The 21,242-nt window shown below is 59.7% G+C and carries 15 protein-coding genes and 1 tRNA gene; 12 read left to right on the top strand and 4 right to left on the bottom strand.

Going from position 1 to position 21,242, the window contains the following annotated elements; genetic code table 11:
* Positions 1-60 precede the first annotated feature (60 nt).
* Positions 61-1,296, bottom strand: a complete 1,236-nt coding sequence (locus tag XX99_RS15855) for a nucleoside permease (RefSeq protein WP_156186023.1) — start codon at positions 1,294-1,296, stop codon at positions 61-63.
* 67 nt (positions 1,297-1,363) lie between these two features.
* On the bottom strand, positions 1,364-3,517 hold the full coding sequence (locus XX99_RS15860) for an outer membrane protein assembly factor BamB family protein (protein ID WP_050060386.1): 2,154 nt from the start codon (positions 3,515-3,517) through the stop codon (positions 1,364-1,366).
* A gap of 107 nt (positions 3,518-3,624) precedes the next feature.
* Here XX99_RS15860 and XX99_RS15865 point away from each other — a divergent pair, with 107 nt between their 5' ends.
* The 9 genes from XX99_RS15865 (at position 3,625) to XX99_RS15905 (ending at position 13,205) form a co-directional block, all read left to right on the top strand.
* Entirely contained in the window at positions 3,625-4,191 is a 567-nt protein-coding gene (locus XX99_RS15865; protein ID WP_184085185.1) for a response regulator, read from the top strand.
* 34 nt (positions 4,192-4,225) lie between these two features.
* On the top strand, positions 4,226-4,783 hold the full coding sequence (locus XX99_RS15870; protein WP_050060388.1) for a chemotaxis protein CheX: 558 nt from the start codon (positions 4,226-4,228) through the stop codon (positions 4,781-4,783).
* Positions 4,784-5,095: 312 nt separating this feature from the next.
* A complete protein-coding gene (locus tag XX99_RS15875; RefSeq protein ID WP_082125631.1) occupies positions 5,096-7,831 on the top strand; it encodes a hybrid sensor histidine kinase/response regulator in 2,736 nt (911 codons plus the stop codon).
* 68 nt (positions 7,832-7,899) lie between these two features.
* On the top strand, positions 7,900-8,358 hold the full coding sequence (locus tag XX99_RS15880) for a chemotaxis protein CheW (protein ID WP_197081896.1): 459 nt from the start codon (positions 7,900-7,902) through the stop codon (positions 8,356-8,358).
* A gap of 106 nt (positions 8,359-8,464) precedes the next feature.
* Complete coding sequence (locus XX99_RS15885; protein ID WP_082125632.1) at positions 8,465-10,147, top strand: methyl-accepting chemotaxis protein; 1,683 nt, start codon at positions 8,465-8,467, stop codon at positions 10,145-10,147.
* A gap of 79 nt (positions 10,148-10,226) precedes the next feature.
* Positions 10,227-10,601 carry a response regulator gene (locus XX99_RS15890; protein WP_050060389.1) on the top strand — a complete coding sequence of 125 codons (375 nt, stop codon included), beginning with the start codon at positions 10,227-10,229 and terminating at the stop codon, positions 10,599-10,601.
* 4 nt (positions 10,602-10,605) lie between these two features.
* Positions 10,606-11,811, top strand: a complete 1,206-nt coding sequence (locus tag XX99_RS15895) for a protein-glutamate methylesterase/protein-glutamine glutaminase (RefSeq protein WP_082125633.1) — start codon at positions 10,606-10,608, stop codon at positions 11,809-11,811.
* Entirely contained in the window at positions 11,808-12,686 is an 879-nt protein-coding gene (locus tag XX99_RS15900) for a CheR family methyltransferase (RefSeq protein WP_050060390.1), read from the top strand. The genes XX99_RS15895 and XX99_RS15900 overlap by 4 nt, the downstream gene beginning before the upstream one ends.
* A gap of 60 nt (positions 12,687-12,746) precedes the next feature.
* Complete coding sequence (locus XX99_RS15905) at positions 12,747-13,205, top strand: chemotaxis protein CheX (protein WP_050060391.1); 459 nt, start codon at positions 12,747-12,749, stop codon at positions 13,203-13,205.
* 144 nt (positions 13,206-13,349) lie between these two features.
* Here XX99_RS15905 and XX99_RS15910 read toward each other — a convergent pair whose 3' ends face one another.
* Together XX99_RS15910 and XX99_RS15915 are read right to left on the bottom strand one after the other, a co-directional pair.
* Entirely contained in the window at positions 13,350-16,499 is a 3,150-nt protein-coding gene (locus tag XX99_RS15910; RefSeq protein WP_050060392.1) for an FG-GAP-like repeat-containing protein, read from the bottom strand.
* A 593-nt stretch (positions 16,500-17,092) separates the two neighbouring features.
* Positions 17,093-17,971: a ChbG/HpnK family deacetylase gene (locus XX99_RS15915; protein ID WP_050060393.1), complete on the bottom strand. Its 879-nt coding sequence runs from the start codon at positions 17,969-17,971 to the stop codon at positions 17,093-17,095.
* Between the two features lie 187 nt (positions 17,972-18,158).
* Between XX99_RS15915 and XX99_RS15920 the strand changes: the two genes are divergently transcribed.
* The 3 genes from XX99_RS15920 to XX99_RS15930 all read left to right on the top strand — a co-directional run bounded on the left by XX99_RS15920 (position 18,159) and on the right by XX99_RS15930 (position 21,217).
* Positions 18,159-18,416: a hypothetical protein gene (locus XX99_RS15920; RefSeq protein WP_050060394.1), complete on the top strand. Its 258-nt coding sequence runs from the start codon at positions 18,159-18,161 to the stop codon at positions 18,414-18,416.
* A 70-nt stretch (positions 18,417-18,486) separates the two neighbouring features.
* Positions 18,487-18,563: transfer RNA gene (locus XX99_RS15925), tRNA-Val, on the top strand.
* 170 nt (positions 18,564-18,733) lie between these two features.
* Positions 18,734-21,217, top strand: a complete 2,484-nt coding sequence (locus XX99_RS15930; RefSeq protein WP_050060395.1) for a putative bifunctional diguanylate cyclase/phosphodiesterase — start codon at positions 18,734-18,736, stop codon at positions 21,215-21,217.
* Positions 21,218-21,242: the final 25 nt, after the last annotated feature.

Below are 21,242 nucleotides of genomic sequence, written 5' to 3' on the forward strand. Positions count from 1 at the left end.
GATGTCCATCCTACCGAAGGCGTCAATTTCAAGTACACCCCGTTGCCTGCGGCCCGAGCTTTAGTTCACCGTCGAAGGCATGGCCTCGGCCGCCGCTTCAGCATCCAATCCCGGCTTCTCCCGTTCGGAGAAGGTTACAAGGAACAGCAGCAATACGGCGGCCGAACAGACAGCGGGGAAGAGCCAGATGGCCCGCCACTGATAGCTCGTCACTCCTGCGATGGTGGAGCTGTAGTGCTGCACCACCGCGCCCGAAAGCCACGAGCCCACGAACATACCCACTCCGTAGGTGATGAACGTGATGAGCCCCTGCGCCGCGGCGCGCAGAGCAGCCGTCGCCTTGCGGTCGATGTAGATCTGTCCCGTGACAAAGAAAAAGTCGTAGCAGATGCCATGCAGAAGAATCCCTGCCCAGAACATCCACATGCCCGGACCATTGTTGCCGTACGCAAAGAAGACGTAACGCAACACCCAGGCCAGCATGCCTGCGACCAGCATGTACTTCACTCCGAGACGGCGGAAGAACCACGGGATAAGCAGCATGCAGAAGAGTTCCGACATCTGTCCGCCCGTCATCTTGCCCGCGGCATTCACCACGCCCTGTTGATTCAAAAAGAGGTTGGTGAAGGCGTAATAAAACTGCAGCGGAATGCAGATAAGGAACGATGCGAGCGCGAAGATCGCGACCGAGCGGCCGGATAGAAGCTGAAAAGCCTCTTTCGGAAAGATGGATTTGAGAGACAGCCCCTCCGCGCGTTCCAGCGGCGGAGTATGCGGCAGAGTCAGGCTGTAGATCGCCATCAGCAGCGAGCAGGCCGCGGCAATACGCATCGGCTGGGCGGTCGCTTCGATCTTGAGGCTGCCGATCAGCATCCCTGCCGCGATCCATCCCAGCGTGCCCATCACACGGATCGGACCGAACTGCGTCTGCGGATCGCGCATCTGGCGAAAGGCCAGCGAATTGGTCAACGCCAGAGTAGGCATGAAGCAGCAGCAATAGAGAAGAACCAGCCAGTAGAACGAAGCGAAGCTCGATTGCCGCGAGGCAAAAAAAAGCAAAACCGCGCCAAGCAGATGCAGCGCTGCCAAAACCCGCTGCGTGGCAAAGAGCCGGTCGGCAATAAGGCCGACAAAGAAAGGCGAAACGATCGCTCCAATCGCCGTTGCGCCGGCCGCCAGTCCCACCTGCTCACCACTGAAGTGGAGCGTCTGAGCCAGCCAGGTTCCCAACGTTACATACCAACCGCCCCAGATAAAATATTCCAGGAGCATCATCAAGCTCAGGCGAACACTCATTTGTTTCTTCATCAAGTCCCCAAAACAATTCCTGCCAGGCTTTATTCCCGCGGCTGCTTTCTGTTTGTTAGTGAAGCGAAAACGCAACGTACGCTGCGCCCTGCGGGCCTTTAGGATCGCGTAGCCCACTCGTTGCGATGACCACGTATTGCTTGCTATCCACCATATAGGTCGCCGGCGTCGCCACTCCAGAGTAGGGAAGTTCCGCTTCCCATAGCAGCGTGCCGCTCTCGCTGTTATATGCGCGTATCTTCCGATCGTAGATGGTTGCGCCGATGAACAGCACGCCGCTCGCAGTCAGAACAGGGCCGCCGTAATTCTCTGAGCCGGTATCGGCCATGCCCTTGGCCGCAAGCGCGGGATATTGCCCAAAGGGAATCTTCCAAAGATATCTGCCGGTGTTCAGGTCGATGGCGTTCAGCGTTCCCCATGGTGGAGCAATCGCAGGATAGCCATCAGGGTCGAGCAACTTCCGGTAGCCGGTGAAGCGATACCGGGCCGCGCCCTCCGCCGTCACTGAGCGAGAAGCGACTTCTTTCTCGTCTGCACTTGGTTGCTCCGGTCCTGCATGCAGAAAGCGCAGCAGGTCGAGCAGCTGCGCATCATTGAGATCGGTAAACGACGGCATCCGTCCCCGGCCTTCGCGGAGAACCTTGAGAATATCCGCATCGCTAAGCCGTTTATCGATATTTGTCAACTCTGGAAAGGCTGGTGGAGAGCCCTCGCGATCGTCGCCATGGCACAGCGAGCAGTCGCGATTGTAAATATCCTCGCCTGCATTGCCGCTTTGCACATTGGGAGTGAGCCCGCCCGTCCATGCCACGTCGTTCGAGTTCACATAGATCACGCCTGATCGTGGATCGATTGCCGGTCCGCCCCACTCCCCGCCGCCATCGAAGCCGGGAAAGATCACCGTCTGTTTGTCGGCTGCAAAGGGAATGAACTGCCCATTGCTGCGAAGCTTTTTAAACTGCGCCAATGCCCACGCATGCGCCTCCGGCGTGCGCTGCGTCAACATATCCGCGGTGAGCCGCTGGCGCGCATAGGGAGCAGGCGCAGCCGGAATCGGCTGCGTCTCCGATGCCACCTCTCCCGGAACATCGCTCGCCGGAAACGGCCGCTCTTCAATGGGGAAGAGCGGTGTACCGGTCACGCGGTCGAAGAGATAGACATAGCCGAGCTTGCTGGTCTGCGCAACCGCATCGATGCGACGGCCATTGCGTGTTACCGTCACCAATGCCGGAGGTGAAGGGAAGTCGCGATCCCAGATGTCGTGATGCACCCCCTGAAAATGCCAGAGCAGCTTGCCGGTCTTCGCCTCCAGTGCGAGCAGCGTGTCGGCATAAAGATCGTTGCCAACGCGATCCGCGCCGTAGAAGTCCGATACCGCAGAGCCCGTCGGCACATACACGATGCCGCGCTTCTCGTCGAGCGCCATCCCCGCCCAGTTATTGGCTGCGCCCGTTGTCTTCCACGCATCCTTCGGCCAGCTCTCGTATCCCGGCTCGCCGGGATGCGGAATGGTGTGAAACGACCAGCGCAGCTTACCGGTGCGCACGTCGTAGGCGCGAATATCTCCCCGCGCCGCCGGCCGCGTCTCAGGCTCGCGAAAGCCGGTGATAATGAGGTCGCGATAGAGAACGCCGGGCGTCGTCATCACCGCGAAGGTCTTCGATGAGTCGGCCTCGCTCAGGTTCTTGCGCAGATCGATGGAGCCATTCTCTCCGAAGGTGAGGATAGGCTTGCCGGTCTCGGGATCGAGCGCATACAGATGATCCATCACGCTCGCCAGCAGCCGGCTCTCCTTGCCGTCGGTCCAATAGCACATGCCGCGATCCGGCTGCTCGCCCTTCACGCCCGAGTCGAAGGTCCAGAGGATTTTTCCCGTCGTCGCATCGAGCGCGATGACTTTTTCCGACGGAGAATAGACGAACATCCTGCGCCCAACGATCAGAGGATTGGTCTGCAGTCCGCCGCGCTCGCCGGTGTCGAAGCTCCACGCTACTTTGAGCCTGCGGACATTGTTGCGGTCGATCTGGGTCAGCGGCGAGTAGTGGTCGCCGTTGGCCTGTCCGTTATAGGCGGTCCAACCCACGTTCTTCTGGTCTGTATTTTTTTTGGCGGGGCCTGCATAAGCCGGCGATACAGCCGTCATGCACGCGATTGCCGTCCCGGCGATAGCTAGCGCCGTCGCTGCGTACTGTGTCCCAATTCGATCCATGCTCGGCAATGTTCTCCCCAGCGGCGAGCGTAGAAGAAAGCGACCGACTTTGTGTCCGCATTGCAATTGGCCGATTTTCTCGCGTCCCAATCTTACCCGAGAGGCAAATGGCACGGCCCATCCCCATGCAGAAGACTGGAGCCGATCCTCTAATGTGCCGCGCGTCGTCGCCGATACAGAGAACATGCGGAGCAACAACAGACGCTGTGCTCGCGGAGCCTGCTCCCGAAGCAGCTTCCGCGCACGGCGCTAACTGTGCTGTAAATGACGCAATCATTCCGGAGGGCAGCTTGCTCAATGTTCTTCTTATCGACGATTCCATGGTGATTCGGAAGATGCTGCGCCGAGTGCTCGGCGAATGCAGCATCGATATCACCCAGATATTCGAAGCCGGCGATGGGAGTCAGGCGCTCAAAGCCATGGAGGCCAATCAGGTTCAGCTCGTCCTCTGCGATGTCAACATGCCGGTGATGAGCGGCCTCGAGTTTCTGGAGGCAGTGCAGCAGCGCACCGAATGGAGCGGCATTCCGATCATCATGGTCACCACTGAGGGCGGAATGGAAAACGTAGTCAAAGCCGTGCAGCTCGGCGCGAAAGGCTACATTCACAAACCCTTTACTACTGACGAGGTGAAGCAGAAGCTCGTCCAGTGCCTGAACACCGCCGCCGCCTGAACATCCCTGGGCCCTGACGGTCGCAAAGGAAAAAATGAGCGTTCAAGAGATCGATATCTTCGGCATCAAGAAGCTGGCTGCCGAGACAGTAAGCGGGCTGATTCCTCACGCCTTTCTCACCATGGCCAATGTGGAGGCCGTGGTCGGAGAAGATAAGCGCGACGAGCGCAAGGATGCCGCCCGCAGCGCGGGTCGCAGTGTCGCCGGGGTCATCGGCTGGGTAGGCGCGCTGAGCGGAACCGGCATCCTCGAGTGCTCGCCGGAGTTCGCCTGCACCCTGGCCAATCTGATGCTCGGCACCGAGGCCACCACCCTCACCGAAGACGCGCTCGACGCCGTTGCCGAGATGACTAACATCGTCTTCGGAGGCATGAAGACGCAGCTCGAAAAACACTTCGGCGCCATGGCTCTCAGCATTCCCACCATCATCTACGGCACCGACGTCGAGATGCGCACCTCGGGCGAGCTGATCACCGTGCTGCCCATCGAAATCGGCGACCAGCTGCTGCGCGTCAAACTCTACATGAACAGCCTGGAGGAAAAGCGCGGCGCGCTGGGCCAGTTCTGGACCATCTCCTGCGCCGGCCGCTAGCCTTCTAAGCCATCGCTTCTTGCCGCCAATTTGGTTGAGAAGCTGTTTCAAAACGCGACGCCGTCTCAAAATCGTACAAATCCCGCCTCATCATTCTTGCAATCTCCGAAACGAAAGTTCTCAAGTGTGCCAATTCTGCGCCGATGAGAGCAGAAGACGCAGCAAATAGCCTAAGTGGCCTGAAGAAGGTTCACGCGTAAAAACGCAGCCGTCTCTTGTTCACCCCCGGCTGCCCGCGTGCACGCGCACTGCTGTCGCGGAATTTTCCGGTCGTCGATTTTCCAGTTACAGACTTGAGAGAAGAGTTGGAACATGGTGCAAGACGAAGACGTTCGCGAATTTCTCATCGAGAGCAACGAGAACCTTGCCAATCTCGATCGCCAATTGGTGGAGCTCGAAGAGCGTCCCGAAGATGCCTCCCTCATAGCCGAGGTCTTTCGCACCGTCCATACCATCAAGGGCACTTCAGGCTTCTTCGGCTTCGACAAGCTGGGCGCGATCACCCACGTCGCCGAAAACATTTTGAGCCAGCTGCGCGAGCGCCAGCGCGCGCTCACCCCCCAGGTGGCCTCGCTCATCCTCGAAACCGTCGATGCGGTCAAGGTCATCCTCACCAACATCGAGGCCACCGGCAACGAAGGAGACAATGCCTATCCCGATCTCTGTCTCCGCCTGGAGGCGGTCTATCGCGGCGAGAGTGGTGCAGCGCAGAGGGTGGTCGAAGCCGCGGACGCAATCGCGATTGTGGCTCCCCTTTCCGATGCTCCGATACCACCGATGGCAGCTGTCCAACTGCCGTCAGAACCGCTCCCTGAGAAGTCGGCCAAGGAGGAGTCGGCCAAGGCCGCCGCGCCTTCTTTTATCGCTTCGGACAGCAAGCCCCGCAGTGAAGACAGCGCCGCGCCATCGTCCAACCTGGCCGACTCCACCATCCGCGTCGATGTCCAGCTGCTGGATAAGCTGATGAACCTGGTCGGCGAGCTGGTGCTGGCGCGCAATCAGCTGCTCCAGGATGTCTCGACCGAGGCCTCTCACCTCAGCGGGGCTTCGCAGCGCCTGAATCTCATCACCAGCGAGCTGCAGGAGGGCGTCATGAAGATGCGCATGCAGCCCATCGGCGTGGTTTGGAACAAGCTGCCGCGTGTGGTGCGCGACCTCGCGGCGGAGTGTGGCAAAAAGATTCAGCTGGAGATGGAGGGCGCGGAGACAGAGCTGGACAAGACCATCATCGAGGCCATCAAAGATCCGCTTACGCACATCGTCCGCAACTCCTGCGATCATGGCATCGAGCTGCCCGAGCTGCGCCTGCAGAGGGGCAAGCATGCCGCCGGAAAGATTCTGCTGCGCGCCTTTCACGAGGGCGGCCACGTCAATATCGAGATCTCCGACGACGGAGGCGGCATCGACGCTCAGCGGGTCAAGGCCAAAGCTCTGGAGAAAGGCCTGCTGCGCCCCGAGCAGCTGAATCAGATCTCCGATCGCGAGGCCACGCAGCTTATCTTTCAGCCCGGCTTTTCCACCTCGGCGAAGGTCACCAACATCTCCGGCCGCGGCGTAGGCATGGACGTGGTCAAGACCAACGTAGAGAAGATCGGCGGCAGCGTCGACATCTACAACAACCCGCGCGCCGGTACTACCGTCCGCATCAAGATTCCCCTCACCCTGGCCATCATTCCCGGCCTGGTGGTCACCGTCGAAGGCAGCGTGACCGGCGGCGGCGACCTGAGCTGCAGGCAGCGCTTCGTGATCCCCCAGGCCAATCTGCTCGAGCTGGTCCGCATCGAGGGCGAAGCCAAGTTGACCCAGGTGCAGGATATACACGGCACTCCGGTCTACCAGCATCGCGGCAAGCTGCTGCCGCTGGCCGACCTCAACCGAGTCCTGGGCATGACCCGCCCGCCCGGCGCGCGCGAGGTCATGAACATTGTCGTGTTGCAGATGGACGACCGCCAGCTCGGCCTGGTCGTCGACCACATCAGCGACACCCAGGAGATCGTGGTCAAGCCGCTGAGCAAAGAGCTGAAGGGCTTGAACTGCTACGTCGGCGCCACCATCATGGGCGACGGCAAGGTGGCGCTCATCCTCGACGTGGCGGGGATTGCCCGGCTGGCGGGCATCGGGCCGCGCGCCCGCGAGACCTCGTCAGCAGCGGCAGAGAGCATGGAGCGTGCTCAGGCCTCGACGCAGCGTCTGCTGCTCTTCAGCGCCGGCCGTCACGGCCGTCTGGCCGCGCCGCTGGCCCTGGTCTCGCGCCTCGAGGAGTTTCCGGCTTCGCGCGTGGAGTATGCCGCGGGACGCCCGGCCTTACACTATCGCGGGCGCATCCTGCCGCTGGTGCATCTCGAAAGCGCGTTGAACGGCTCGGAAAGCGCGAGCTTCGCTGAGGGGGGATCGGTGCTGGTCATCGTCTTCAGTGATGGAGTGCGCAGCCTGGGGCTGGTCGTCGATCGGATTCTCGATATCACCGAAGGGGCCATCACTGTCTCCCGGGCCAGCTCCACGCCCGGCCTGCTGGGCTCGGCGCTGGTAGCCGACGCGCTGACCGACTTCGTCGATCTCCATGCGCTGGTAAAGCTATGCGGCGACGACTGGCTGGAGGCCCCGCCAAAGTCCGGGAAGGTCGCGCCATCGGTCCTGCTGGTCGAGCCGGCGCTGATGGCTCGCGAGATGCTGCGCAGCTACCTCGAGATCTCCGGCTACCGCGTCTTCGAATCCACCGGCGTGCCCGATGCCATTACCCGCCTGCTGCGCGGCGGCATCGATGCGGTGGTCACAGCGCTCGATCTCGAAGAAGAAGATGGATGGGAGCTGCTCGAAGCCATACGCGGCAACGACCTCCTCAAGGGACTGCCCGTCATCGGGCTCTCGAATCATGACAACCATCCCCACCGGCACGGCGATCTGCGCTTCGAGAGGATCGAAAGCGTGGCCGATCGCGAGGGGCTGCTGCAATCGATCGACTCGCTGCTGCGCCAGATCGATGCGGATCGCGAGCCCGACGTGGAATATCAGCCGGATCGGGAACCGGTCTTCCTGGGGCACAGATAAGAGAAGAAAAACGGAAACACAAAACGGATAACACAGGACTGAGACCAGAGAGAGGGCAGGGAAAGACGATGATCGAAGCCGGCGATCCGGGCAGGTCGATGACCAGGCAATATGCCACCTTCCACGTAGGCGAACTCTTCCTCGGCATCGAGGTTGAGAAGGTGCAGGAGGTCATGCGCCACCAGGAGATGACCGACATCCCTCTGGCCCCGCCCGCCATCCGCGGACTCATCAACCTGCGCGGCCAGATCGTGGTAGCGGTCGACACCCGGCGCAGTCTGGGCCTGCCCTCGTCCGAATCCGAGGTGCTGGCTCGCAATATCATCATCCGCTCCGACGACGGCGGCGTCAGCCTGCTGGTCGACGATATCGGCGACGTCCTCGACGTTCCCCTGAAGGCCTTTGCGCCGGTCCCGGAGAACATGCCGGCCGCGCGCCGCGAGCTGATCGAGGGTGTCTACAACCTGAACGACCGGCTGCTGCTGGTGCTCGATACCAAGCGGCTGCTGGCCAGCGCCTCGAGCTGAGGCGCACAACCGGCATCACAGATTAAAAACCACGAAATTTCAACCTGAGAATTTTTAACCGCAGAAAGTGTAAGACCAAATTTAGAAGACGGCACAAAGGAGAGTCATGAGCAAGGCAATCGCACCAGCAAATCTCTCGGTAAGGGTCAACGCTCTCGCCCCGTTGCCACGCAATAGCAGGTACAGCGACTCCTCCGGCCTGGCCGCCATGGTCGCTGCCCTCAACCGCGTCCAGGCGGTGATTGAGTTCGCACTCGACGGCACCATCCTTACCGCCAACGAAAACTTCCTTACCGTGATGGGCTATACGCTCGACGAGATACGCGGCCGCCACCACAGCATGTTTGTCGACGACGCCACGCGCTCGAGCTCGCAGTATCGCGAATTCTGGCTGACGCTCAACCGCGGCGAATTTAACGCCGGCGAATACAAGCGCGTCGGCAGAGACGGTAGGGAGGTCTGGATTCAGGCCTCCTACAACCCCATCCTCGATCACAGCGGCAAGCCCGTGAAAGTGGTGAAGTTCGCGACCGACATCACCGCCGCCAAGCTGCAAAATGCCAACCATGCCGGGCAGATCCAGGCCATCCACAAATCGCAGGCGGTGATCGAATTTGCGATGGATGGCACCATCCTCGCCGCCAACGAGAACTTCCTCGGCGCCATGGGCTACGCGCTGGCCGAGATTCAGGGCCGCCACCACAGCATGTTCGCCGATCCCGCCCTGGCCGCGAGCGCCGCTTATCGCGATTTTTGGGCCGCGCTCAATCGCGGCGAATACCAGGCAGGGGAGTACAAACGGCTGGGCAAGGGCGGACGGGAGGTCTGGATCCAGGCCTCCTACAACCCCATCCTCGATCTCAATGGCAAGCCCATGAAGGTGGTCAAGTTCGCCACTGACATCACCGCGCAGGTGCGCATGCGGCAGGAGATTGCCGACGCCATGGAACGGGACAAGCGAACCGCTGCCGAACTCGAAAAGAAGGTGGAGAGCCTGCAGGAGACGGCGGTTGCTCTTGCCGCATCTTCCGAAGAGCTCTCCGCCATCAGCCAGCAGCTCACCTCGAGCGCCGCCGAGACCGCCGAGCAGGCCAGCATCGCCTCGCGGGGCAGCGAGCAGGTCTCGGCCAACGTAGGCGTGGTTGCCGCCGGTTCCGAAGAGATGCTGGTCTCCATCCGCGAGATCTCGAAGAGCGCCACCGAGGCTTCGCGCGTCGCCAAATCGGCGGTGGCCCTCGCCGACTCCACCAATCACACCATCGGCAAGCTCGGAGCCTCGAGCGTCGAAATCGGCAAAGTTATCAAGGTCATCACCTCGATCGCCCAGCAGACCAATCTGCTGGCCCTCAACGCCACCATCGAAGCCGCGCGCGCCGGCGAAGCAGGCAAAGGCTTCGCTGTAGTTGCCAACGAGGTCAAGGAGCTGGCCAAGGAGACGGCCCGCGCCACCGAGGAGATCGGCCACAAGATCGACGCCATCCAGAGCGATACCCAGGCCGCGGTCACTGCCATCGGCCAGGTGGGCGAGGTCATCAACCAGGTGAACGATATCTCGAACACCATCGCCTCCGCCGTCGAAGAGCAGACCGCGACCACCAATGAGATCGGCAGAAACGTCACCGAGGCGGCGCGCGGCACCAGCGAAATCGCGCAGAGCATCTCGCGCGTTGCTGAAACCGCTGCCCACACCACGGCCAGCTCCAAGGAGACGCAGGTCGCGGCCCGCTCCCTGACCGAGATGGCCGCGCAGCTGCGCACCCTGATCGCCACCTTCGCGCCCCAGGCCTGAACTCGGGCTTGATCCGGACTGCCTAGCCAGGCTTTGCATGTTGGTCCACACTTCGCACGCTTCGAGGAGGGAAGTCACGATGAAGAGGGCGCTGGTGGCGGACGACTCACGGGCCATCCGCGGCATCCTGTCGCGGATTCTGGTGCGCGCCGGCTTCGATGTCGTCGAGGCCGAGAACGGACGCGACGGCATCGCGCTCATGCGCCGCGATCCGCGCGCCTTCTCGCTGATCTGCGCCGATTGGAACATGCCGGAGATGAACGGTCTCGAATTCGTTCAGGCCCTGCGCGCCGACCACCGTTTTCAAAACACGCCGGTCATGATGATCACCAGCGAAACCCACCGGCAGCGGATGGAAGCTGCGCTCGAGGCAGGTGTCAGCGAGTATGTGACCAAGCCTTTCACCGAAGCGGCCATCCTGGAAAAGCTGGAAATCCTGCACATCGCGGACTGACGCCATGACCCCCGAGAGCACAGCGGCCCATCCCATCGCCGGCATCCTCAGCATCCCCGGTATTCCCGGCGTGGACCGCAGGATACGCGTCCTGATCGTCGACGACTCCGTAGTCATCCGCCGCATGATCGCCCGCGTGCTCGAAGAGGATGCCGGGATCGAAGTAGTGGGAACCGCGGCCAACGGTGTGCTTGCCCTGCAGAAGGTCGACGAGCTCAGTCCCGACATTCTCACCCTGGATATCGAGATGCCGGAGATGGACGGTCTCGAGACGCTTTCCCGTCTCCACCAGCGCCATCCCGGCATCCGCGTCATCATGTTCAGCACGCTCACCGAGCGGGGAGCGCGAGCCACCATCGACTCTTTGCTGCGCGGCGCAAGCGAGTATGTCACCAAGCCGGTAAATACCGGCTCGGCCGAAGAGGCCATTGCGCATCTGCGCGAGGTGCTGCTGCCTAAACTCAAGCAGTTCTTCACGCCCAAGGCGAAGACGCCGCCCCCGATTGCCGCCATACCCGCCCGCGCGGCAATCGCGCCCCCAACCCATTCCCCAACCCTTACCCCGAGCTTTTCCCCGACCTCTTCCCTGATTCTTCCCGCCCGGCCGGCTGCGCGCCGCACCCGGCCCTACCGCATCCTCGCCATCGGCGTGTCGACCGGAGGACCGACCGCGCTGGGTGAGGTCATGCCCGAGATCCCCGCCGATTTCCCTCTCCCCATCGTGATCGTCCAGCACATGCCCCCACTCTTTACCCAGGTGCTGGCCGAGCGGCTCAACGGCAAGTGCCGCATCCGCGTGGTCGAGGCCGGCCACGGTATGCCTCTCGAGCCGGGAACCGCCTACATTGCGCCGGGAAACTTCCACATGCGCTTTGCGACGCGCGGAACGCAGACCTTGATCGCCCTCGATCAGGGGCCCATGGAGAACTCCTGTCGCCCCGCCGTTGACGTGATGCTGCGTTCCGCCGCCGAGATCTTTCAGGGCGATGTGCTGGTGGCCATCCTCACCGGCATGGGCAGGGATGGCACGCTCGGAGCCGAGCTGGTAAAAAACCTCGGCGGCTCTGTCATCGCCCAGGATCACGATTCGAGCGTGGTCTGGGGCATGCCCGGCGCCGTGGTCGAAGCCGGTCTCGCGGACATGGTCGTCAGCCTCAAATCCATGGGGCAATGCCTTCTAAGGCAGGTCAGGCAGGTCGCAAACGCATGATAGAAACCTCGAAAGCCTTCGCCGAGACCAAGCCCGCGCCCCCTCGTTCCGTCATTACCGACGACAACTACAGCTTTCTTCAGAAGCATGTCTACAACGCCTCGGGCATCGTTCTCGACGCCTCCAAGCTTTATCTGATCGAGTCGCGCCTCACTCCCATCGTTCGCATCGAACGGCTGCAGTCGCTCAACGAGCTCTGTCAGCAGGTACGGCAGAACTCCTCCTCGCTTCTCGCCCGGCGCGTGGTCGAGGCCATGACCACCAACGAGACCCTCTTCTTTCGCGACCTCGCCATCTTTGACGCGCTGCGCAAAACCGTCATCCCCCGCATCCTGCAGGCCAAGGCCGCCGGACGCAAGCTTTCCATCTGGTCCGCCGCCGCATCGACCGGGCAGGAGGCCTTCAGCCTGGGCATGATGCTGAACGAGATGGGCATCCGCCCCGGCGAAGTCGAGATCCTGGCGACCGACCTCTCCGAGCAGGTGCTGGAGCGCGCCCGCAAAGGGAGGTTCCTGCAGATCGAGGTCAATCGCGGCCTGCCCTCCAGCTATCTTCTGAAATACTTCCGCCAGAACGGGCTGGAGTGGGAGATCGACGCCTCGATCCGCAACATGGTCTCCTTCCGCTCCATGGATCTGCGCCAGAGCATGCGCGGCATGGGCCCCTTCGATATCGTCCTGTGCCGGAATGTCCTGATCTATTTCGATGTCGACACCAAGAAAGCCATTCTCGACCAGATCCGCGGCGCGCTCGCACCTGGAGGAACCCTGGTTCTGGGCTGCGCCGAGACCATCATCAACCTGCATGACGGCTTCGCGACCGAGACCATCGGCGGAGCAATCGTCTATTTTTCCAAGAATTCATCCGGAATTTGATCCAGAGTTTGATCCGGAATTTGATCCAGAATTGATTCACGAAAGGCGGGAACTGATCCGATGTCCATCTTCGATGTCTATCGCGAGGAGCAGATCACCGTCGCCCAGCAGACCATCTATCAGATGACCGACAGCTTCATGCTGCCCGTCGAAGAGAGGTGGCAATCGCGCGAGGGAAACGTGCGCAGCGAGATCCGCTTCGCCCACCAGTGGCAGGGTGTCTTTCTGCTGGAATGCACGCGGCCCTTTGCCGTGTCGTTGGCCAGCCTCATGCTCTCCACGAATCGATCCGACCTATCCGAGTCCGACCTCACCGATGTCATGGGCGAGGTGCTGAACACCATCGCCGGCAATCTCAAATGCCTCCTGCCCGCGGACACCGAGTTATCGATCCCAGTAACCACCATCCTGCCGCAAAACCCCCACCGCACCCGTTCGGAACCATACAAAGAGCACAGCAAGATCGTCCTCGAAAGCGAGCTAGGTCAGCTCAAGCTCTCGCTGATGCACTGCAACTGACCTCTGGCATGCTCGGCCTAATAGGGAAAACGCGGCACTGCGAGTTGCCCGATCTGCAAATCAAGCCGCAATCTAGCCAACTGCATGATGTTATGGCTAACTGGGTCGATTACTCTTAATGCTCTGCCGTCACTCAGTGAACCTTCACTGCACGACTAAGGTGATCGTCGAGGTGTGAGTGATCATCGTGTTTCCCGATGTAACTGTGGCAGCAACTGTGAAGGTCGTGGTTCCAGCGGGTGTTCCTGCATTCGCTGGTGGAGCGGGGATGGTGCTGCTGCTGCCGCAACCAGTGAATGATAGCGCCACAGCACAGAAGAGCAGCAGAAGCCGCGTAAGGTTTCTCCTCCGGAGAGGGAAGCCGAAAAGCAGCAGAGCGGCAATCGAGCATCTGGCGATAAAGGGAAAGCTGCCAAAGCTCGCTTGAGCGACTGTTGTCGATTGGGTCGAGACTGTGAGAGCCACGCCTCCGGATTGACTTGAGGCCACGCTCAAAGTCGAGGGACTGAAGGTGCATGCTGCCTTTGAGGGCAATCCGCTGCACTGGAAGGTAAGGTTCCCTGCGAGCGTAGCGTTTGCTGCGACTGTCATCTGAACATTGGCTGATTGTCCGGGAGAGACGGTTACGCTTGAGGGATTTGTCTTCAGCGTAAAGTCGGGCGGCACTGCGTTGACAGAAATCGAGATAGTGGGAGAAGTGTTCGAATAGAAGTGAGAGTCTCCACTATAGACGGCCTTGATGGTGTGGCCACCAACCGCCAACTGAGTGGTGATGAAGGTGAATCCCGAGACCGAACCGCTGCTGAGTACCGTTGAGCCGTCGTAAAGAGTGATGGTTCCTGTAGGAGCGGGCTGGTTCTGCAGCGTGGCTTGAAGCGGCACGTTCAATATTAGGTTTTGGCCAGCTGTTAATGTCGTCGAATTAGGTACGACGCTGAGGCTTGTTCCACCCTCATTCATGTAAAAGGTGGTAGCGCCGTGGGAACCGTCGCTGATGATGACACTGATGGTATTGTCTCCAAGAAAGCTGCCGGTCAGGACAGGACCAAAAAGCTCTGGTGCAAAGTTTGCGATTGGAGCCGCAAATGAACCGCCGCCGGTTCCGAGGGCAACCGAAAGACCAGAGTAGCCGGTGAAAATGAGATCCGGAACGCCGTCATTATTGACATCGGCATAAGTTCCGGCGAGAGCCCCACCGACGGAGCTGAGTAACACGGGCGCAGCAAAAGTCCCGTCTCCGTTCCCTGCGTACAGGAGTATCCCTGAATCTGCATCTATTTCGGAGCCATCGAAGAGTGTAAGGTCGGGCTTCCCATCCTGATTGTAATCGTCAGTCCGAAGCGAGACCCCCTGTTGTGAATCAGTGAAAAGCGTGACCGGCGCTCCAAAGGTGCCGTCTCCATTTCCGGGCAGCAAGCTGACACTGGGATTCACTATTGATGAGCTTCCCGGTGGTAAGCCTTCATCCTCGGCCACCATGTCCAGTGGTTTTCCAGGTCCGTGATACGGCGCCAGCGCAAGCTCCGAGAGCGACTCCCCGTAAGGTGTAAAGGTGGCGGTCTTAAAGGTTCCATCGCCATTCCCGAGCGCCACTAGGTAACCCGAGGGTACTGTGTTAGGGATTCCGCATCGGAAATCACCTGGATAGGCGATGAGCAAATCGAGTTTGCCATCTCTGTTCACATCGGCAACGGCCACATTGAGAATTACGCAACTGGGAGTCACACTGAGAGGCACGTTCACTGGAGTTGCAAACGTTCCGTCGCCATTTGAGAGCGCGACCGCGACGTTGTTGTTTCCTGCCAGAATAAGGTCCTGCTTTCCATCTCCGTTAAAGTCGCCCAAAACTGGAAAGAGCCAAAAGGTGTAATACGTTGCCACCGACGGCAGAGCGTTCAGGTAGTTGAATCCTTCCTTTCCGTTCGGCGATCCGCTCAGGACCATTCCGTTACCCAAACCGATAACCCAGTTAGTTCCGTTTCCGGCGATATCGCCAGCGACCTGTATATCTATGTCCGGAGGATTGAGTATCGGTGTTGTCGTAGAAAACAGCACCGGAGTAGCGCGGAATGTTCCGTCGCCGTTACCTGGGGCGACCTCAACGTCCCCATTCTCGCTATTCTGGGCTGCGAGATCGATCTTGCCATCGCCGTTGAAATCGGCAATCGTCATTTGGCCGTCGCCCGAAACTACAGCTCCGGTAACCCCTCCGAAGGTTCCGTCGCCATTGCCAAGAAAGGACGTCACTCCAGCGGCACCGCCCAGGACAAGGTCCAACTTGCCATCGCCGTTCAGATCTGCGATCTGAACGGAAGGAAATGTATAGTCCTGCAAAAGGTAAGTGGGGGTCTGAAATGTCCCATCACCGTTACCATTCGCCACATAAATGCCGGAAGAATTACTTAACACGATGTCTGGAATGGACGAGCCGGCGACGAGATTTGCAAGGGTTAGACTACTGAAGGGGAAGACCGCAGCACTTCCTGCAAAGGAGATTGTGCCGGCCGCTGCAGGCGGTTGAAAAGTGCCGTCTCCATTACCTAACAGCACATCGACATAGAGGGGATTGCCGAAGGTCCAGGGCGGATTGCCCTGGACACAGTCTCTTACCAGCAGCAGATCCAGCTTGCCATCCTGATTTACATCCGCCAGTGTGGCGATTGAACCGGTTTCCAAAGTGGACAGTATGGGCACCGTGTAAGTCGAAGTCTTTTGTGCCGGAAAGTTGCCCGTGCCGTCGTTCAAAAAGGTTTCTACCAGGATAGTGGTTTGCGACGTGTTCGTCGAAATGAAGGATTGCACGGACACCAGATCCACTCCTCCACTCGCCGTCGTTTTTCCTTGGGCCACCGACCCATTGCGCGTTGCCGCTGGAGAGGAATTCAGGTTCTGTAGTGTGATGTATGTTGTGGTCGGAAAAGTGCCATCTTGGTGGTTGAGAAGCACAGCGACCTCAAACGAGGACGTTGGAACCACAAGATCCGTGTAGCCGTCACCATTCAGGTCGACTGCATAGGCAGAGTTGTAGGCATCTATTCCTGCACCAGGATCGCCCCCCGTCGCCGGACTGATCTGGCTAACGATCGGATCACCAAATCCGCCGGCCCCATTGTTGAGCAATACAGCGATGCCTCCCAGAAACGTAACGCTGACCAAATCCGGTTTGCCATCATGATTGAAATCTCCATTGAGCAAAGCGACAGGCCCTGCCTCATAGGGATCGAAAATAGTTTGATAAAACGGTGCGGCGTAGAAGCCAGCGAAGGCGGGAGTAGGAGACGCAACAGCAGCCACGGAGCTATTCTCCCCGTTCGGTGCGGCTTTTGCGCGAGACGATGGCGATGAGTTCGAGAATCGTGCGGCCATAGCTCGCGACCGTGCAATGACGGATGGGTTTTCAACTGATCCAGAGGGCGCGACGGATGGTATCGTCTGCGCGACGGCGAGCGAAGGGAAGAGAGCTGCCAGGCAAAGCAGACGCAAAACAACTGAACCCATAAATCCGCGAAGCGGCCTTTCGTAAAAGACAACAGAAATGAAGATCTCTTTGAGGGTTAGAGATAGTTATTTGGAATGCTTGTGTTAGCTGGCGAGAGCGTACATGTCTTCTCTTACGGTGTCAATGAGGAGCGATGAACAACCGTGCCGATGATGAAGAGACAGGCATGCATCAAATTGCAAGAGCACAAATGGTGGGGACAGGGATGAGTATCCTTTATCAAGGGTGATACAGGGTCAAAGCATTGACTGAGGTATAAATAGCAGTCCCGGAATACTTATAATCTCGGGTTACTTTGGATTCGGCGGCATGGCTCGGCCAATGTCCTTAAGTTATGCCACGAATATTGCCAACCTTAGATGACGTTCCAACCGGCCCTGCAGAGTCTCTAGCGAACCCTCAACATCTCCCCGAAATGAATCAGCTCCACCTTGGGAAGACTTGCTGCAAGCCGCGGCACGGTCTCCAGCAGCGCAGCATGTTCGATGGCCCGCGACTCCCGCAGCCGGGTTGCGACCGCATCCAACTCGCGATCGTAATAGGCGGGATGGCATACCAGCTCCCATGTGCCCTCGGGCATCGCCGTGAGCAGCCGCTCGAGAGTGGCGGCGTCGAGCGTTCCCGTGGCCAGCACGCCCAGCGCGCCGTCGGTCGTCGCGAGTCCTGCCGCCCGGACTCGTTCCATGAAATACCGCCGCCGTGTGCGAAGAAGCTGGACCTCCATTCGCCGGGTCAGGGGCGCGTGGGGAGTCGCCGCTACCGACCACTGCGGCTCGAAGGGATTGCGGATCGCACCTACGCCGCATATCTGCGCCGCTCGCAGCAGCGGCCGAAGCACCCGCGCGAACATGTGTGTGTGCTTGTGAGTGTCGAGGTGGGTTACGCGAACTCCCGCCGCCTGCAGGGTGCGGATCTGGGCGATCGCCTCCAGCTCGATTTCGGCCTCCGGAATGCTCCCGCGCAGCAGATCGATGAGGAACGAGCCCAGAGTCGGCCGAAAGTTCCCGGAAGACAACGCCAGCTCCGGAATCTCCGACAGGGGACTGGCCGGTGCGCCGTCCACCAGCACAACATGGCAGCCGACGCCCAGCGGTAATTTTGCCGCATGCGACTGGCCGGCGCTCCCGGCGGCCGCGGCGGTGAAATGGCGCGCCGTCGCCATCAGGGTTGCCGAGGTCAGGGCTCCCGCGCGATTCAGCTCCATGATGGATTGGTTGACGCCCGGGGTAAGGCCGAAGTCGTCAGCATTGAGGATGAGCCGGGGCACGTCTCCTTAGTCTATCAATCGCATTCCGTATGTCTTGAGTGAGGCAGACTCTCCCGAATTATGGATTTCAAAATAAAGCTTTTTTTGCGCTAACACTGTCGGGGGATGTGTTTCTGTCGATTGCATCCCGTACACTGCTCCTTGTCGAATTGGGCTGCGTAGTGAAGGAAAGGAAGCAAGTCAGGCCATGGGTCAGTGGGATTTCCTGTTGCGTCTGGTTTTAATCTGGGTGATCGCCAATCTGGCGCTGCTCACCTATCTCATCTTCCAATATCTGATCCGGGGTATGAGGGGATCGGATGACTACCCAGCGACCTTTCGGCGCCGGACAGGCAACAGCGCCAACCCTGCTCGCATCCTCATGATCGATAAGTCACCGCACTTTCGATCAGCTCCTGCTTCTTTAAAAGCCAAGGAATGGAAGGTTACTGATAAGATCAGGTGAAACGCGTCCTCCCGAATCGATGCGGATAGCAAAGCATCGAACACAGCGGTGGATCGGATCGAAAGAAGCCGGGCGGTTAGCTCAGTTGGTTAGAGCATCTCGTTTACACCGAGAGGGTCGGGGGTTCGAGTCCCTCACTGCCCACCATTGAAAGGGTTTCTGTGTTTCTTTCGATCTTGGTTTTTCGTAGGGCCAATGCCTTGCGGCTAGTCCTCCGGGGCAGCCTGGAAGGCTCGGCCTTTCCAGCTCCTGCGAATCCAAAATAAATCTTTGCGTCAAGTTATCGAAGCATACTGCCGATAATTCCGTAGCTCTCTATGCAAAATGCGCTTCTTGACATCCTGATCCTCGGCTTGCTGGTCCTGGTCTTCGGATCGATCTACCGTACGCGCCCGTCCGCCCGGCTGCGCTACTGGATCATCGGATGGGTTTTCATCCTGCTGCATTTCGCAATGATTCTGACCAATCCGGTCAGTAATTTCTGGAACGAATTCGATTCGGTGGTTCTGCTGGCTGGCTTGTCGTTGGGAGGCGTGGCCTTCCTGCTCGCTGCAACGCGCGCCCGTCTGGGACCGAAGAAGGGTGCCGAGGTCGTGGCCCTGCTCGGCGGACCGTCTCTGCTTTACATCGTCCTTACCCAGTTCGGGATGCAGAACCGGCTGCTGCTCAATGGCCTCATTCTCGCGCAGGCAGCCTGCACTCTCGTGGCCACGCAAAGACTCTGGCGGCGCCATCGTATTGTGGTTCGCGTAACTACCGCCTGCGTGGTGGCATGCACCCTATGGGCATCCTTCGAGATCTTCCAGGGCGACGCACCGCTGGCGATCTATGCGGTTTTCACACAGATCTACGCCATGAATGCGGTGCTCTACTGGCAGGATTTCCGGCGTTCGTCGATGGGCGTAGTGACGGCCATCGGAGGATTGATCGCCTGGGCCGCCGTCTTCCCCTGCGCGTTGACTTTAGCGGCTCTCGCTCCTCACCTGCATTACTCCAGCGAGATATGGAATCTCCCAAAATATTTCGTCGAGTTCGGAATGATCCTCACCCTGATGGAAGACGAAATCATCGTTACCAGTCTTCAGCGGGAAGAGTACCGGCTCCTCTTCGACAACAATCCCCATCCCATGTGGATCTTCGATGAGAACACGCTGCAGTTTCTCAAGGTGAACGAAGCCGCCATCGCGCAGTATGGATACGCAGTCGAAGATTTCAGCCGCATGACCCTGCGCGATTTGCGTCCTCCCGAAGAAGCGACCCAGCTGGAGCGCGATCTCCAGGAAGCGCCCGCGATGTCGCTTACCTCCGGGCCTTGGACCCACATCAAGCGGGACGGCTCTTCGATTCAGGTCGAAGTCGCCTCGCACAAGATTCAATTCGACGGTCACCGGGCACGTTTCGCCCTGGTGCAGGATATTACCGAACGCCAGCAGCTGCACGATCGCCTGGTGCACCAGGCGAATCACGATACGCTCACGGGCCTGCCCAACCGCCTGCTGCTCAAGGACCGCATGGAGCGCACCCTCTCCACGGCGGAGCGCAATGGCGAAAAAGCTGCCGTCATCTGCCTCGACCTCGATCGCTTCAAGCAGATCAACGATCGCTTCGGTCACCACGTCGGCGATATGTGCCTCAAGCACCTCGCAGACCTGCTTTCGCAGCGCCTGCGCGCGACTGATACCGTCGCCCGTTCCGGCGGCGAAGAATTCACTGTGCTGCTCGGTGGCCTGGTGGCGGCTGAAGATGCGGCCATGGTGGCCCAGAATCTCATCCAGGGTCTGCGGCAGCCCTTCGACGTCGACGGCTACAATCTCGAGCTGTCTGCCAGCCTGGGTATCGCCATTTATCCCGATGACGGCGCCGAAGCCCAGTCGCTATGGAAAGCCGCCGACGTCGCTATGTATCGCGCCAAGAATTCCGGAGGCAATCAGTACGTCTTCGTCTCCAATGAGATTTCTTCCGCTGCTTCCGAGCAGAGCGAGATCGAAGCGCACATGCGTGCCGCATTCAAAGATGGTGGGTTCGAAGTCTATTACCAGCCGCAGTACTCCATGAATGGATACCTCTGCGGCTTCGAAGCTCTTCTGCGGCTTCGCCATCCCTCCATGGGGCTGATCGGTCCCGATCGCTTCATTCCCATCGCGGAGGAGTGCGGGCTGATCGTACGGATAGGCAACTGGGTCATCGAAGAGGTCTTCCGCCAGGCTGCCGAATGGAAGCGTCAGGGTCTGCCGGCCATCCGCATCGCTCTGAATGTATCTCCGCTCCAGTTGATGAGAGCCGATTTCTCCGTCCGCGTCCGCGACGCCCTGTCGGCGTATCGGATGGACCCCGAGATGCTCGAAATCGAAATCACCGAGACCACGGTAATGCACAATCTCGAAGAGGTCGCGAAGCAGATGCTCGATCTCGCCGCGGTCGGCGTGCGTTTCTCAGTGGACGATTTTGGCACCGGCTATTCCTCGCTGCGCCATCTTCACCAGCTGCCCATCACCACCTTGAAAATCGATCAGTCGTTCGTGCAGAACATCTGCGAAGACTCCAGCACGCGCGAGATCGTGCAGGCCATCCTCTCGCTGGCCCACAGCCTGGGCATGCAGGTGATCGCTGAAGGCGTCGAACGCGAAGATCAGGTTGAACTGCTGCGCAGCATGAACTGCGATCAGCTGCAGGGCTTTTTGTGGGGACGTCCGCAGCCTGCCGATCGCGTTCCCGCGCTGATGAGCGCACAAGTCAGAAAGTTTTCCGCCGAGGGCGCTTTCAACCGTGGCGTAGCCGCTCCGCAGCCTCACCTCTGCTGAGTCCGTTTCCCGCCTGCCCCGTCTC

The sequence above is a fragment of the Silvibacterium bohemicum genome, from assembly GCF_001006305.1.
Lineage (GTDB): Bacteria > Acidobacteriota > Terriglobia > Terriglobales > Acidobacteriaceae > Silvibacterium > Silvibacterium bohemicum.

Bases quoted from the DNA above. Each gene is read 5' to 3' on its own strand.
- XX99_RS15855 (WP_156186023.1), bottom strand. From the start codon at position 1,296: ATGAGTGTTCGCCTGAGCTTGATGATGCTCCTGGAATATTTTATCTGG.
- XX99_RS15860 (WP_050060386.1), bottom strand. From the start codon at position 3,517: ATGGATCGAATTGGGACACAGTACGCAGCGACGGCGCTAGCTATCGCC.
- XX99_RS15865 (WP_184085185.1), top strand. From the start codon at position 3,625: ATGGCACGGCCCATCCCCATGCAGAAGACTGGAGCCGATCCTCTAATG.
- XX99_RS15870 (WP_050060388.1), top strand. From the start codon at position 4,226: ATGAGCGTTCAAGAGATCGATATCTTCGGCATCAAGAAGCTGGCTGCC.
- XX99_RS15875 (WP_082125631.1), top strand. From the start codon at position 5,096: ATGGTGCAAGACGAAGACGTTCGCGAATTTCTCATCGAGAGCAACGAG.
- XX99_RS15880 (WP_197081896.1), top strand. From the start codon at position 7,900: ATGATCGAAGCCGGCGATCCGGGCAGGTCGATGACCAGGCAATATGCC.
- XX99_RS15885 (WP_082125632.1), top strand. From the start codon at position 8,465: ATGAGCAAGGCAATCGCACCAGCAAATCTCTCGGTAAGGGTCAACGCT.
- XX99_RS15890 (WP_050060389.1), top strand. From the start codon at position 10,227: ATGAAGAGGGCGCTGGTGGCGGACGACTCACGGGCCATCCGCGGCATC.
- XX99_RS15895 (WP_082125633.1), top strand. From the start codon at position 10,606: ATGACCCCCGAGAGCACAGCGGCCCATCCCATCGCCGGCATCCTCAGC.
- XX99_RS15900 (WP_050060390.1), top strand. From the start codon at position 11,808: ATGATAGAAACCTCGAAAGCCTTCGCCGAGACCAAGCCCGCGCCCCCT.
- XX99_RS15905 (WP_050060391.1), top strand. From the start codon at position 12,747: ATGTCCATCTTCGATGTCTATCGCGAGGAGCAGATCACCGTCGCCCAG.
- XX99_RS15920 (WP_050060394.1), top strand. From the start codon at position 18,159: ATGGGTCAGTGGGATTTCCTGTTGCGTCTGGTTTTAATCTGGGTGATC.
- XX99_RS15930 (WP_050060395.1), top strand. From the start codon at position 18,734: ATGCAAAATGCGCTTCTTGACATCCTGATCCTCGGCTTGCTGGTCCTG.